General features: G+C 73.6%; 13 protein-coding genes. 8 read left to right on the forward strand and 5 right to left on the reverse strand.

Annotation, left to right across the window (positions count from 1 at the left end; genetic code table 11):
- Positions 1-11: 11 nt before the first annotated feature.
- From ABDB74_RS02515 to ABDB74_RS02530, 4 genes are all read left to right on the forward strand, one after another.
- On the forward strand, positions 12-818 hold the full coding sequence (locus tag ABDB74_RS02515) for a type III pantothenate kinase (RefSeq protein WP_346621495.1): 807 nt from the start codon (positions 12-14) through the stop codon (positions 816-818).
- A gap of 11 nt (positions 819-829) precedes the next feature.
- Complete coding sequence (gene lysX, locus ABDB74_RS02520) at positions 830-2,353, forward strand: bifunctional lysylphosphatidylglycerol synthetase/lysine--tRNA ligase LysX (protein WP_346621496.1); 1,524 nt, start codon at positions 830-832, stop codon at positions 2,351-2,353.
- Between the two features lie 147 nt (positions 2,354-2,500).
- Positions 2,501-2,851 carry an Lsr2 family protein gene (locus tag ABDB74_RS02525; protein ID WP_346621497.1) on the forward strand — a complete coding sequence of 117 codons (351 nt, stop codon included), beginning with the start codon at positions 2,501-2,503 and terminating at the stop codon, positions 2,849-2,851.
- 295 nt (positions 2,852-3,146) lie between these two features.
- Positions 3,147-5,684, forward strand: a complete 2,538-nt coding sequence (locus tag ABDB74_RS02530; RefSeq protein ID WP_346621499.1) for an ATP-dependent Clp protease ATP-binding subunit — start codon at positions 3,147-3,149, stop codon at positions 5,682-5,684.
- Positions 5,685-5,741: 57 nt separating this feature from the next.
- Here ABDB74_RS02530 and ABDB74_RS02535 read toward each other — a convergent pair whose 3' ends face one another.
- Entirely contained in the window at positions 5,742-6,641 is a 900-nt protein-coding gene (locus ABDB74_RS02535) for an A/G-specific adenine glycosylase (RefSeq protein ID WP_346621500.1), read from the reverse strand.
- 78 nt (positions 6,642-6,719) lie between these two features.
- Between ABDB74_RS02535 and ABDB74_RS02540 the strand changes: the two genes are divergently transcribed.
- Positions 6,720-7,394, forward strand: a complete 675-nt coding sequence (locus tag ABDB74_RS02540) for a MucR family transcriptional regulator (protein ID WP_346621501.1) — start codon at positions 6,720-6,722, stop codon at positions 7,392-7,394.
- Between the two features lie 11 nt (positions 7,395-7,405).
- Here ABDB74_RS02540 and disA read toward each other — a convergent pair whose 3' ends face one another.
- The 4 genes from disA to ABDB74_RS02560 all read right to left on the reverse strand — a co-directional run bounded on the left by disA (position 7,406) and on the right by ABDB74_RS02560 (position 11,634).
- On the reverse strand, positions 7,406-8,491 hold the full coding sequence (gene disA, locus ABDB74_RS02545; protein ID WP_346621503.1) for a DNA integrity scanning diadenylate cyclase DisA: 1,086 nt from the start codon (positions 8,489-8,491) through the stop codon (positions 7,406-7,408).
- Positions 8,492-8,609: 118 nt separating this feature from the next.
- On the reverse strand, positions 8,610-9,977 hold the full coding sequence (radA, locus tag ABDB74_RS02550; RefSeq protein WP_346621504.1) for a DNA repair protein RadA: 1,368 nt from the start codon (positions 9,975-9,977) through the stop codon (positions 8,610-8,612).
- 90 nt (positions 9,978-10,067) lie between these two features.
- Positions 10,068-10,640 (reverse strand): copper chaperone PCu(A)C, encoded by a 573-nt coding sequence (locus ABDB74_RS02555; RefSeq protein ID WP_346621506.1) that lies wholly within the window; start codon positions 10,638-10,640, stop codon positions 10,068-10,070.
- Positions 10,641-10,773: 133 nt separating this feature from the next.
- Positions 10,774-11,634 (reverse strand): UbiA family prenyltransferase, encoded by an 861-nt coding sequence (locus tag ABDB74_RS02560; RefSeq protein ID WP_346621508.1) that lies wholly within the window; start codon positions 11,632-11,634, stop codon positions 10,774-10,776.
- 121 nt (positions 11,635-11,755) lie between these two features.
- On the opposite strand from ABDB74_RS02560, the gene ABDB74_RS02565 reads away from it, so the two are divergent.
- Genes ABDB74_RS02565 through ispF form a run of 3 tightly spaced genes read left to right on the forward strand, consistent with a single transcriptional unit; the run spans position 11,756 to position 13,442 of the window.
- Positions 11,756-12,238: a CarD family transcriptional regulator gene (locus tag ABDB74_RS02565; protein ID WP_346621510.1), complete on the forward strand. Its 483-nt coding sequence runs from the start codon at positions 11,756-11,758 to the stop codon at positions 12,236-12,238.
- A gap of 38 nt (positions 12,239-12,276) precedes the next feature.
- Positions 12,277-12,939: a 2-C-methyl-D-erythritol 4-phosphate cytidylyltransferase gene (gene ispD, locus ABDB74_RS02570; protein ID WP_346621512.1), complete on the forward strand. Its 663-nt coding sequence runs from the start codon at positions 12,277-12,279 to the stop codon at positions 12,937-12,939.
- Positions 12,936-13,442: a 2-C-methyl-D-erythritol 2,4-cyclodiphosphate synthase gene (gene ispF, locus ABDB74_RS02575; protein ID WP_346621513.1), complete on the forward strand. Its 507-nt coding sequence runs from the start codon at positions 12,936-12,938 to the stop codon at positions 13,440-13,442. Before ispD ends, ispF begins: the two co-directional genes overlap by 4 nt.
- Positions 13,443-13,463: the final 21 nt, after the last annotated feature.

A 13,463-nucleotide genomic window follows, 5' to 3' on the forward strand; every position in this document is an offset into this window, starting at 1 on the left:
CGGGTGCTCCCGTGCTGCTGACCGTCGACGTCGGCAACAGCCAGACCGTCCTCGCCACCTTCGACGGGGACCGGCGGGTCGGCTCGTGGCGGGTGACCACCGCGCCCCGGGCCACCGCCGACGAGCTGCGCATGCTGTGGCGCGGCCTGCTGCGCGACACCGAGGTCACCGGCGTGGCCGCGTGCTCGACGGTGCCCGCCCTGCTGCCGGCGCTGCGCCAGCTGCTCGACTCCCTCGAGGTCCCGGTCGTGCTCATCGGTCCGGGCGTGCGCACCGGCGTCCCGCTGCACGTGGACAACCCGCGGGAGGTCGGCGCCGACCGCGTCGTCACCGCGCTGGCCGCCGCCGAGCTGTTCGGCCGGTCGCCGGACGGTGGCCGCCGTCCGGTCGTCGTCGTCGACTTCGGCACCTCGACGAACGTCGACGCCGTCGGTCCCGACGGGCAGTTCCTCGGCGGGGCGCTGGCCCCCGGCGTGGAGGTCAGCCGCGACGCGCTCGCCACCCGCGCCGCCCAGCTGCGCTCGGTCGAGCTCAGCTGCCCGCCGCAGGCGATCGGCAAGAACACCGTCGCGGCCTTGCAGTCCGGGCTGGTGCTGGGCTTCGCCGGCCTGGTCGACGGACTGGTCGCCCGCATCGCCGCGGAGATCGTCGGCCAGTTCGGCGCCCCACCGGTCGTCGTCGCCACCGGGGGTCTGGCCCCGCTCCTGGTGGACAGCTGCCGGACCATCCAGGAGCGCGAGCCCGACCTCACCGTGCACGGGCTGCGGCTGGCCTTCGAGCGGCAGCAGGCCGCCGAGCGGCGGGCGGGCGCCCCGTAGGCTCGGCCCCCGTGACAGACGTTGGACCGAACGGCCCCGGCAGCGACGACAGCGGCGGCGAGGAGCTGCCCGAGCAGATGCGGGTCCGCCGCGCCAAGCTCGACCGGCTGCGCGAGTCCGGCGTCGACCCGTACCCGGTCACCGTGCCGCGGACCACCACGCTCGCCGCCGTCCGCGCGGCCCACCCCGACCTCGAGCCGGACACCATGACCGGCGAGCCGGTCGGCGTCACCGGGCGGGTCATCTTCGTCCGCAACACCGGCAAGCTGTGCTTCGCCACGCTGCGCGAGGGGGACGCCGAGCTGCAGGTGATGCTCTCGCGCGACCGCGTCGGCGAGGAGGCCCTGGCGGCGTGGAAGTCCGACGTCGACCTCGGGGACCACGTCTTCGTGGCCGGGGAGGTCGGGACGTCGCGGCGCGGGGAGCTCTCGGTCTTCGCCGACTCCTGGCAGCTGACCGCCAAGTCGCTGCGGCCGCTGCCGGTGGCGCACAAGCCGATGAGCGAGGAGCTGCGGGTCCGCCGCCGGTACGTCGACCTCATCGTCCGCGACGAGGCGCGGCGCACCGTCCGCCAGCGGGCGACGGTGATGTCGACGCTGCGGGCCGGGCTGTCCTCGCGCGGCTACCTCGAGGTCGAGACGCCGATGCTGCAGACGGTGCACGGGGGCGCGGCCGCCCGCCCCTTCCGCACCCACATGAACGCCTTCGACCTGGACCTGTACCTGCGGATCGCGCCCGAGCTGTTCCTCAAGCGGTGCATCGTCGGCGGGCTGGACCGGGTGTTCGAGATCAACCGGAACTTCCGCAACGAGGGCGCCGACAGCTCGCACTCGCCGGAGTTCGCGATGCTCGAGGCCTACCAGGCCTACGCCGACTACCAGGTGATGGCGGCGGTCACCCGGGAGCTGATCCAGGAGTGCTCGGCGGCGCTGTTCGGCGACCACGTGGCCCGGCACCACGACGGCACCGAGGTCGACCTCTCGGGGGAGTGGCCGCAGATCCCGCTCTACGCGGCGGTGTCCGAGGCCGTGGGGGAGGAGATCACCCCGGAGACGCCGGTCGAGACGCTCCGGGCGGTCGCCGAGCGGCACGACGTCGGCGTCGACCCGGCCTGGATCCACGGCAAGCTCGTCGAGGAGATCTTCGAGGCCCTCGTCCAGCACACGCTGCAGGCGCCCACGTTCGTCGTCGACTACCCAGTGGACACCTCGCCGCTGACCCGGGCGCACCGCTCGCGGCCGGGCGTGGCCGAGAAGTGGGACCTCTACATCGGCGGGATCGAGCGGGCCACCGCCTACTCGGAGCTGGTGGACCCGGTGGTGCAGCGGGAGCGGTTCACCGCCCAGGCAGCGCTCGCCGCGGCCGGCGACCCGGAGGCCATGGCGCTGGACGAGGACTTCCTGGAGGCGCTCGAGTACGGAATGCCCCCGACCGGCGGTATGGGCATGGGCATGGACCGGCTGATGATGACGCTGACCGGCCTGGGAATCCGCGAGACGATCCTCTTCCCGCTGGTCAGGCCAATCAGTTCCTGAACCGACCGATTCAGATCCTTCACCACAATGGGCGGACGCCGACGCCTAAATGGCTAATGGCGGGACGTCTGTGCTCTAATGGTCCTCGCACCCGTCGGGTGAGTATTTTCGACCGGCTCCCGGGCCACAGCGATTAGCGAGGAACGAATGGCGCGCAAGGTCCAGGTCATCCTGAGCGACGACCTCGACGAGAATCTCCCGGCCGACGAGACCGTCAGCTTCTCCCTCGACGGCACGTCGTACGAGATCGATCTCGCGGAGAAGAACGCCGCGGAGATGCGCGACGCTCTCGCCCGGTACGTCTCGGCGGCGCGGAAGGTGGGCCGCGGCACGCGGTCCTCCGGTGGTGGCCGTTCCCGGGCGACCGGTGGGGGCGGCCGCATGGACCGCGAGCAGGCCGGCGCGATCCGCGACTGGGCGCGCAAGAACGGTCACCCGGTCAGCGACCGGGGTCGCATCCCCGCCAGTGTCGTCGAGGCCTACGAGGCCGCCCACTGACGAAGGCTCCCCCCGGAGTCCTTCGACGGCCCGGTCCCCTCCGGGGGGCCGGGCCGTCGGCGTTCCCGGGGCGGCACGCCGTCGTCCGCTCACGGCGTAACGGGGCTGGAACACCACCTTCCCGGGCGTGGTTGGAACGGACAGCCACCCACCGACCCGCCGCACGACGACGGGACGGCGTGGTCCGCGACTACAGTGGAAAGACCGGTGCCCCCAGCGCCGACGGACGTCGGGTGCTCCTTCCCAGACCAGGGGAGGACAGTGCCGGACCAGCCGGTCGAAGGAGAAGCAGCAGATGTTCGAACGGTTCACCGACCGAGCCCGCCGCGTTGTTGTCCTGGCCCAGGAAGAGGCCCGGATGCTCAACCACAACTACATCGGCACCGAGCACATCCTCCTGGGCCTGATCCACGAGGGTGAGGGTGTCGCCGCCAAGGCACTGGAGTCCCTCGGCATCTCGCTCGAGGGCGTCCGCCAGCAGGTCGAGGAGATCATCGGACAGGGCCAGCAGGCGCCGTCCGGTCACATCCCCTTCACCCCGCGGGCGAAGAAGGTGCTGGAGCTGTCGCTGCGCGAGGCGCTGCAGCTCGGCCACAACTACATCGGCACCGAGCACATCCTGCTCGGCCTGATCCGCGAGGGCGAGGGCGTCGCCGCCCAGGTCCTGGTGAAGCTGGGCGCCGACCTCAACCGCGTCCGCCAGCAGGTCATCCAGCTGCTCTCCGGCTACCAGGGCAAGGAGCCGGCCGCCGCCGGCGGCCCGGCCGAGGGCACGCCGTCGACCTCGCTGGTGCTCGACCAGTTCGGCCGCAACCTGACCCAGGCCGCGCGCGACTCCAAGCTCGACCCGGTCATCGGGCGGGCCAAGGAGATCGAGCGGGTCATGCAGGTCCTGTCGCGGCGGACGAAGAATAACCCGGTCCTCATCGGCGAGCCCGGCGTCGGCAAGACCGCCGTCGTCGAGGGGCTGGCCCAGGCGATCGTCAAGGGCGAGGTGCCCGAGACGCTCAAGGACAAGCAGCTTTACACCCTCGACCTGGGTGCGCTCGTCGCCGGTTCCCGCTACCGCGGTGACTTCGAGGAGCGGCTGAAGAAGGTCCTCAAGGAGATCCGCACCCGCGGCGACATCATCCTGTTCATCGACGAGATCCACACCCTCGTCGGGGCGGGTGCCGCCGAGGGCGCGATCGACGCCGCCAGCATCCTCAAGCCGATGCTGGCCCGTGGTGAGCTGCAGACCATCGGTGCCACCACGCTCGACGAGTACCGCAAGCACCTGGAGAAGGACGCCGCGCTCGAGCGCCGGTTCCAGCCGATCCAGGTGGGCGAGCCGACGCTGGCCCACACGATCGAGATCCTCAAGGGGCTGCGCGACCGGTACGAGGCGCACCACCGGATCAGCATCACCGACGGCGCGCTCGTGGCCGCCGCGACGCTGGCCGACCGGTACATCTCCGACCGCTTCCTGCCGGACAAGGCGATCGACCTGATCGACGAGGCCGGCGCCCGGATGCGGATCAAGCGGATGACCGCGCCGCCGGACCTGCGCGAGTTCGACGACAGGATCGCGGCCGTCCGCCGCGAGAAGGAGTCGGCGATCGACGCGCAGGACTTCGAGAAGGCCGCGTCGCTGCGCGACACCGAGAAGCAGCTGCTGGGTGAGAAGGCCGAGCGCGAGAAGCAGTGGAAGGCCGGCGACATGGACGTCGTCGCCGAGGTCGACGACGAGCAGATCGCCGAGGTGCTGGCCAACTGGACCGGCATCCCCGTCTTCAAGCTCACCGAGGAGGAGACCACCCGTCTGCTCCGCATGGAGGACGAGCTCCACAAGCGGATCATCGGCCAGGAAGAGGCCATCAAGAGCGTCAGCCAGGCGATCCGGCGCACGCGGGCGGGCCTCAAGGACCCGCGCCGTCCCGGCGGCTCGTTCATCTTCGCCGGCCCCTCGGGTGTCGGTAAGACCGAGCTGGCAAAGGCTCTGGCGCAGTTCCTGTTCGGTGAGGACGACGCGCTCATCCAGATCGACATGGGTGAGTTCCACGACAAGTTCACCGTGTCGCGTCTGGTCGGTGCCCCTCCCGGTTACGTCGGCTACGACGAGGGCGGTCAGCTGACCGAGAAGGTGCGGCGCAAGCCGTTCTCGGTGGTCCTCTTCGACGAGATCGAGAAGGCGCACGCGGACGTGTTCAACACGCTGCTGCAGGTTCTCGAGGACGGCCGGCTCACCGATGGTCAGGGCCGGATCGTGGACTTCAAGAACACGATCCTGATCCTCACGACCAACCTCGGTACGCGGGACATCTCCAAGGCCGTCGGCCTCGGCTTCCAGGCCGGGAACGACGAGCAGAGCAACTACGACCGGATGAAGCTCAAGGTCAACGAGGAGCTCAAGCAGCACTTCCGGCCGGAGTTCCTCAACCGCATCGACGACATCGTCGTGTTCCACCAGCTCACCGAGAACGAGATCATCCAGATCGTGGATCTGATGGTCGCCCGGCTCGAGACCCAGCTGGCGAACAAGGACATGTCGCTGGAGATCACGCCCGCGGCGAAGAGGCTGCTGGCGGCCCGCGGGTTCGACCCCGTCCTGGGTGCCCGGCCGCTGCGCCGGACCATCCAGCGCGAGATCGAGGACACGCTGAGCGAGAAGATCCTCTACGGCGAGCTGTCCAGCGGGCAGATCATCGTGGTGGACGTCGACGACGCGGAGGGCCCGGCGCAGAAGTTCACCTTCCGCGGCGAGGCCAAGCCGATCGACCTGCCCGACACCCCGCCGGTGGCCCTCTCGGGCGCCGAGGGTGACGAGGACGGCTCGGCGGCCGCCGGCGAGTGATCGCCTAGCAGCAACGACAGGGGCCGCTCCCACCGCGAGGTGGGGGCGGCCCCTTCGTCATGCCCTGGCCAGGCCCTGGGGGAGGGTGAACAGCCCGTCGTCGGTCTGCTCGACCAGGCCGTCGGTGAGCAAGGAGTCCAGGCATCGCGCACGCTGGACGGCGTCGTCCCACACCGGGTCGAGCGCAGCGGCGTCCACGGGGCCGTCGGCGGCCCGGAGCACGTCGAGCAGCCGGCCCCGGACCTGCCGGTCGGTGCCGGCGAACTTCTGCACCCGCCGCGGCGGTCCCTCGTGCGGCGGAGAGCCGGCCTGCCGCCAGGCGCAGTGCGGCCGTACGGGGCAGACGCCGCAGCGCGGGGTGCGTGCGACGCAGATCAGCGCCCCCAGCTCCATCACGGCCACGGAGAACCGGACCGCGCGGGCGTCGTCCTCGGGCGCCAGGGCGGCGATGTCGGTGAGGTCGGAGGCCCGGGCGTTCCCGGCTTCGGCGTGGCCGTGGACGAGCCGGGCGACGACACGGCGGACGTTGGTGTCGACGACCGGCTGGCGCATGCCGTAGCCGAAGCAGGCGACCGCCCGGGCGGTGTACGTCCCGACGCCGGGCAGCGCTTCGAGGGCGGCGACGTCGGCCGGTACCACGCCACCATGCCGTTCGGCGACCACGATCGCGGCCTCGCGCAGCCGGAGCGCGCGGCGGGGGTAGCCGAGCTTGCCCCAGGCGCGGATGACCTCGCCGGGCGGTGTCGCGGCCAGGTCGGCCGGGGTGGGCCAGCGGGACATCCACGCGCGCCACACGGGCTCCACGCGGGCCACCGGGGTCTGCTGCAGCATCACCTCGCTGACCAGCACGGCCCAGGCGTCGACGCCGGGGGAGCGCCAGGGGAGGTCACGGGCCGCGGTGGCGTACCAGTCGACGATCGCCTCACCGGGCGGCGCGGTGGGGGACGGGCCGGTCACGGGCACCCAGTGTGCCGTGCGCGGCCGCGCGGCGTGCCGAGGGGACCGGTCCCGCCCGGGCGCACTACCGTTCCCGGCGTGTTGCACCCGGTCGGTCCGCTGTCCGCAGCCGTCTACTGGCGGCGCCGGCTGACCGTGCTGGTCGTCCTCCTGCTGGTCCTGGCCGGGCTGGCCTGGGGCGCGGTGCGCCTCGTGTCGGCACAGGGGGACCAGGCGGTGGCGACGTCCGGGACCGGCACCGCCGAGCCCACGGAGCTACCGGCCCTGGAACGCGTCGTGCCGTCGGTGGCCGGCCTGCGGATGCCGGCGACCACCCCGGTGACCGCGCCGGCCCCGCCACAGGCGCCGGAGGGGCCCACTCCGGGAGGGCCGTGCACCGACGACATGATCGGGCTCGAGGTCCGCACCCCCGGTCAGGTGGCCGTGGGCAGCAAGCCGAGCTTCGAGCTGGTGGTGGTCAACACCTCGGCGGTGCCCTGTGTGCGGGCGCTGGACAAGCAGCTCCAGGAGCTGGTGATGGTCGACGCCTCCCGGGCCCGGGTGTGGGGCAGCAACGACTGCTTCCCGGAGACCAGCAGCGACGAGCGGACGCTCGCGCCCGGCGAGGCAGTGGTGCTGCCGCTGGTGTGGGGCGGACTGACCAGCGAACCCACCTGCACGGCCGAGCGGGTGCCGCCGCCACCGGGCAGCTACGTGATCCGGGGGAGGCTGGACACGAAGGTCTCCGGCGACGCCCCGCTCACGCTCGGCTGAGGGGCGGACGCTCAGCTGTAGCGGTCGAGGATCGAGGTCTCGGCGAGCCGGGACAGCCCTTCCCGGATCCCGCGGGCCCTGGCCTCGCCGACGCCCTCCACGGCCAGCAGGTCCTCGATGGTGGCCGCCAGCAGCTTCTGCAGTCCCCCGAAGTGGTCGACGAGGCGGTCGATGATGCCGGCCGGCAGCCGGGGCACCCGGGCGAGCAGGCGGTACCCCCGGGGGCTCACGGGGGAGTCCAGTGCATCGGGCGACGTCGGCAGCCCGTAGCAGCGGGCGACGGCCGACAGGTCGAGCAGCTCGGTCGCGGTCAGCGCCCGCAGGTCGGTGAGCACCTGGTCGATCGTGCGCACGCGCCGGCCGGTGGGCGGGAGGTAGTCCCGCACGAGGAGCCCGCGGTCCTCCTCCACGCCGGCCAGCATCTCGTCCAGCTGGAGGGCCAGCAGCCGCCCGTCGGTGCCCAGCTCGACGACGAAGCCCTCGATCTCGTCGGCGATGCGCCGCACCATCTCCAGCCGCTGGCTGACGCTCATGGCGTCGCGCACGGTGACGAGGTCCTCGATCTCCAGCGCGGAGAGGGTGCTGGCGACCTCGTCGAGGCGGAGCTTGTAGCGCTCGAGCGCGGCGAGCGCCTGGTTCGCGCGGGCCAGGATCGTGGTCGGGTGCTCGAGGGTGTACCGGCGGCCGGCGACGTACACGCTGATGATGTGCATCGACTGGCTCACCGAGATCACCGGGAAGCCGGTCTGCAGGGCCACCCGCTCGGCGGTGCGGTGCCGGGTGCCGGACTCCTCGGTGGGGACCGTCGGATCGGGCATGAGGTGGACGCCGGCGCGGACGATGCGGGTGCCGTCGTAGGACACGATCACGGCGCCGTCCATCTTGGCCAGCTCGCGCAGCCGGGTGGCCGAGAGCGCGACGTCCAGCGCGAACCCGCCGGTGCACAACGACTCCACGACCCGGTCGTACCCGAGGACGATCAGGGCGCCGGTACGGCCGGCGAGGATGCGCTCGAGGCCGTCGCGCAGCGCCGTCCCGGGGGCGATGCGGCCGAGGAGTTCGCGCAGGGCGATCTCGGGGTCCACAGCGGCGGGCACGAGCGCTCCTGACGGTCGAGTGGTGCGGGGGCCGAGTCTACGTGGCGCGTCGGTGACCGGGGCGCCCTCGGGGGGTGGGGCCGCCCCGAGGCCGACCCTATTCCGAGACCCTACGGGCTCAGAAGAGTCGATGGAAGGCCGCACCCAGGTCGGGCACCTCGATCAGCCGCATCCCGGGGGGCGGTGACCCGGCGTCCGGCGGTACGAGCGCGACCCGGTAACCCTGGCGCGCGGCCTCGGCCAACCGGCGGCCGGTGCCACCCACCCGGCGGATCTCACCGGAGAGCCCCACCTCGCCGAGGGCCACCATCCCGGCCGGCAGCGGGGTGTCCTTGGCCGCGGACGCGATGGCCAGGGCGAGTGCGAGGTCGGCCGCCGGCTCGGCGATCCGGACCCCGCCGACGGAGGCGGCGAACACGTCGGCGTCCGCGAGCTTGACCCGGCCACGCCGCTCCACCACCGCGTTCACCATGGCGACGCGCTGGGAGTCCAGCCCGCTCACCGCCCGCCTGGGCGAGCCGCCACCCCCGGTGCTCGCCACCAGCGCCTGCACCTCGGCCAGCAACGGCCGGCTGCCCTCCAGCGTGACGGTCACGCAGCTCCCGGGCACCGGGTCGGCCCGGCGCGACACGAACAGCGCCGAGGGGTCGGGGACACCGACGACCCCGCTGTCGCCGATCTCGAAGCAGCCGATCTCGTCGGCGGGACCGAACCGGTTCTTGGTGGCCCGGACCATCCGCAGCGTGGAGTGCCGCTCGCCGTCGAAGGAGATGACGACGTCGACGAGGTGCTCGAGGGTCCGCGGGCCGGCGATGGCGCCGTCCTTGGTGACGTGGCCGACGAGGACCGTCGTCATCCCCCGGGTCTTCGCCACACCCGTCAGCGCCGAAGCCACCGCGCGAACCTGGGTGGAGCCGCCGTCGGTGCCCTCCACGGCGGGGGACCGGACCGTCTGCACGCTGTCGAGCACCAGCAGCGAGGGGTTGACCGCCTCGACGTGGGCCAGGACCGCCGACAGCTCGGTCTCGGCGGCCAGGTACAGCCGGTCGTGCAGGGCGCCGATCCGCTCGGCCCGCAGCCGCACCTGGCCGGCGGACTCCTCGCCCGAGACGACCAGGGCCGGGCCGTTGGCCGCCGCGACCCGCTGCGCCACCTCGAGCAGGAGCGTGGACTTGCCGACACCCGGCTCGCCCGCGACGAGCAGGACGGCGCCGGGGACGAGGCCGCCGCCCAGGACCCGGTCGAACTCGGCGATCCCGGTGGGGACGGCGCGGGCGCCCGCGAGCTCGACCTGCGCGATCGGGCGGGCGGGGGCGCTGACCTGGCCGGCGGCCACCGCCCGGAGGCCGGTGGCCGGTGCGCCGGTCTCCTGCAGGGTGCCCCAGGCCTGGCACTCGGGGCAGCGGCCGACCCACTTGGGGGAGGAGTAGCCGCAGTCGGTGCAGCGGTGGGCGGGGCGGGCGGACTTCACTCCGGGGCTGGGCACGGGCCGACGCTAACCGCCGGCGCCGACAGTTCCGGGGAGCGGACGCCGGCCGGGAACGCCTCGATCGGCGGTGGCGCCGGCTGCCGGGCCCTAGTGGGCGGCCTCCTCGCCCTCGGCCTCCTCCTCGTGGTGGAAGTCGAACGGCTCCCCCCGCTGGAGGGCCTCGTCGGGCGTGCCCACGGTGGCGAGCACCGTGACCTCGCCGGCCTCCTGGAAGGTGAGGGTGAGCTCGATCCCCTCGCCGGTGCTGAGCGACCGGTCCAGGTCGGTCAGCATGATCGTCGGCCCGTCCTCGGCGCCCACGAACACCCGATCGCGGCCCGGGATCTCCAGCCCGCCGGAGCCGGCGGCCGAGCCGGAGGTGCCCTCGATCTCCGCGTCGCCGAAGCCGTCGCCCGAGATGTCGATCAGCGTGTCGTCCTCGGTCCCCGCGTTCGCGACGGCCATGAGGAGCTCGGCGTCGTCGCCGGCGTCGTACGTGCCACCCCGGGGATACGCGAGCGTGACCGCGCGGAGCGTGAGCTCGCCGACCTCGGCGGTCGCGCCCACCCTGTCGCGCACCTGGGTGGCGGTCTGCGTGACCTGCCCGGCGCTGCACGCGCTCAGGGCGATCGGGGACACGAGCAGGACGCCCATCGTGGCGGCGCGCAGAGCGCGGTTCACAGTCGTCGACCTCCAGGAGGACCGTGCCGGCCGCCGGGGATCGGTGGCGCGGGGACGTCCCGAGCGTACCGATCGCCCGCGCCGACCGTCCGGAGGGAAGGGCGCCGGCCGCGCGTCGGCGCCCAGCGCGTCGTCAGGCGACCGTCGCACCGCCGCCGAGCAGGAGGGCGACGTCGAGCACCGTCAGCAGCATCACCGCCGGGAACGCCAGCCGCCGGAAGCGGGCGGCGGTGCCGGAGAGGGCCGCGACGGCGGCGGCGGGGACCGCCAGCGCGAGGGCGGCCCACCCGGTCGCCGTCGGGTCGCCCGGCGGTGCGAGCACCAGCACCAGGGACGCCGCGGCCAGCAGCAGTGCGCTCGTGGCGGCGGAGAGCCGCGGCCCCAGGCGGTGGGGCAGGCCGCGCACCCCCGTGGCCAGGTCGTCCTCGAGGTCGGGGGCGACGTTCGCGAGGTGGGCGGCGCCGCCGAGCATCGCCCCGGCGGCCACCAGCCACCACGGGACGGCGGGGTCGCCCGGGGCGGCGGTAACCACACCGGCGGGCAGGGCGCCGAAGCCGACGACGTAGCCGGCTCCGGACCAGACCGTCCGCTTGAGACCGGCGTTGTAGGCCCAGCCGCTCGCGACCAGGAGGAGGAGCAGCAGTCCGGGGACGATCCCGAGGAGCAGCGACAGGACGACGGCCGTGGCCGCCGCGAGGAGGGCCGCGCGGCGCAGCCCGGCCGGCGTGACGGCGCCCTGGACGACGGGCTTGTCCGACCGCGCGACGGCCCGGTCGCGCTCCGCGTCCAGCCAGTCGTTGCTCCAGCCGATGGACGCCTGACCTGCGAGAACGGCGGCGCAGAGCAGCGCCGTGCGACCGGCCGGGACGTCGGCGACGAGCGCCAGGAGGGTGGCCACGGTCGTGACCGCGACCGTCGGCCCGGGATGGGTGGAGAGGGCCAGCGCGCGGGCCCCGGCGACGTACCTGGGCGCCCCCGAAGGCACATCAATCACGCCGTGTCAACCCCCTACGCCCCGCGGATCAGGCCTCTGACCTGCATATTTACTGCCCGGGACCGATCCGTTGGTCAGTGTGCCGTGCTAACCTTGGGCCAGCGAAAGGGGTCACATCCACATGGGCTTCACTGTCGGCGAGACCGTTGTCTACCCGCACCATGGCGCGGCGCTCATCGAGGCGATCGAGCAGCGCACCATCAAGGGCGTCGAGAAGTCGTACCTCGTGCTGAAGGTCGCCCAGGGCGACCTGACCGTGCGTGTGCCGGCCGACAACGCGGAGATCGTGGGCGTCCGTGACGTCGTCGGTCAGGAGGGCCTCAACCGGGTCTTCGAGGTCCTGCGGGCGCCCCACACCGAGGAGCCGACCAACTGGTCGCATCGGTACAAGGCCAACCTGGAGAAGCTCGCCTCGGGCGATGTCAACAAGGTCGCCGAGGTCGTCCGCGACCTGTGGCGTCGCGACAAGGACCGCGGGCTCTCCGCGGGCGAGAAGCGGATGCTCTCCAAGGCTCGCCAGATCCTGGTGAGCGAGCTCGCGCTCGCCGAGGGCACCAACGAGGACAAGGCCGAGATCCTGCTCGACGAGGTTCTCGCCAGCTGAGCGCTCCGCGCCCACCCAGAACGAACCGAACCGCTCCCGTGCACGCTGCCGCCATCGTCGCAGCGGCCGGGAGCGGTTCGCGTCTGGGCGCCGACCGGCCGAAGGCGCTGGTCCCGCTGGCCGGCCGGCCGCTGGTCTGCTGGGCCGTCGACGGGCTGCTCGCCGGGGGAGTGACCGACGTGGTCGTCACCGTGCCGCCGGCGGAACGGGACGCCTTCGCCGCCGCGCTCCCGGCCGGCGTCCGGCTGGTCGACGGCGGAGCGACCCGCACGGCCTCCGTCCGCGCGGGGCTGGCGGCTGCGGGCCCCGACGCCGACGCGGTGCTCGTGCACGACGCCGCCCGGCCGCTCACCCCGCCCGACGTCGTCGCCCGCGTGCTCGCCGCCCTCGCCACAGGAGCCCGCGCGGTCGTGCCGGTCCTGCCCGTCGTGGACACCACGGTGGTCGTCGACGACGACGGCGTGGTCGCCGACGCGGTGCCCCGGGCGCGGCTGCGCCGGGTGCAGACCCCGCAGGGCTTCGACCGCGCGACCCTGGTGGCCGCGTACGCCGCCCTCGACGACGCCGCGGAGCTCACCGACGACGCCGCCGTCGTCCGGGCCGCGGGCATCCCGGTCTCCACCGTGCCGGGCGACGAGCGGGCCGCCAAGGTCACCGTCCCGCACGACCTGACCCTCGCGGAGTTGCAGGTGGCCCGGTGACCGAACTGCCGCGCGTCGGCATCGGGACCGACGTCCACCCCATCGAGCCGGGCCGGCCGTGCCGGCTGGCCGGGCTGGAGTGGCCGGGGGCCGACGGCTGCGCCGGGCACTCCGACGGCGACGTCGTGGCGCACGCGGTCACCGACGCGGTCCTCTCCGCCGCCGGGCTCGGTGACATCGGTGGCCTGCTGGGCACCGACGACCCGCGCTGGGCCGGAGCCCGCGGCGCCGACGTCCTGGCGCACGTCCGCGAGGTGCTGGCCGCGGCCGGCTGGCGGGTGGGCAACGTCTCGGTCCAGCTGGTCGCCACCACCCCCAAGCTCGGGCCCCGGCGCGGCGAGGCCGAAGCGGTGCTCTCCGCGGCGCTGGGCGCCCCGGTCAGCGTGACCGCGACGACGACCGACGGCCTCGGGCTGACCGGCCGCGGCGAGGGCCGGGCCGCCGTGGCCACCGCCCTGGTCGTCCGGACGGGGGAGACGACGGTGCAGGCGGCGCGGTCCTGACCGGCGCCTCCGTAGACTCGG

Origin of the sequence: Blastococcus sp. HT6-4 (genome assembly GCF_039679125.1) — a bacterium.
Taxonomy (GTDB): domain Bacteria; phylum Actinomycetota; class Actinomycetes; order Mycobacteriales; family Geodermatophilaceae; genus Blastococcus; species Blastococcus montanus.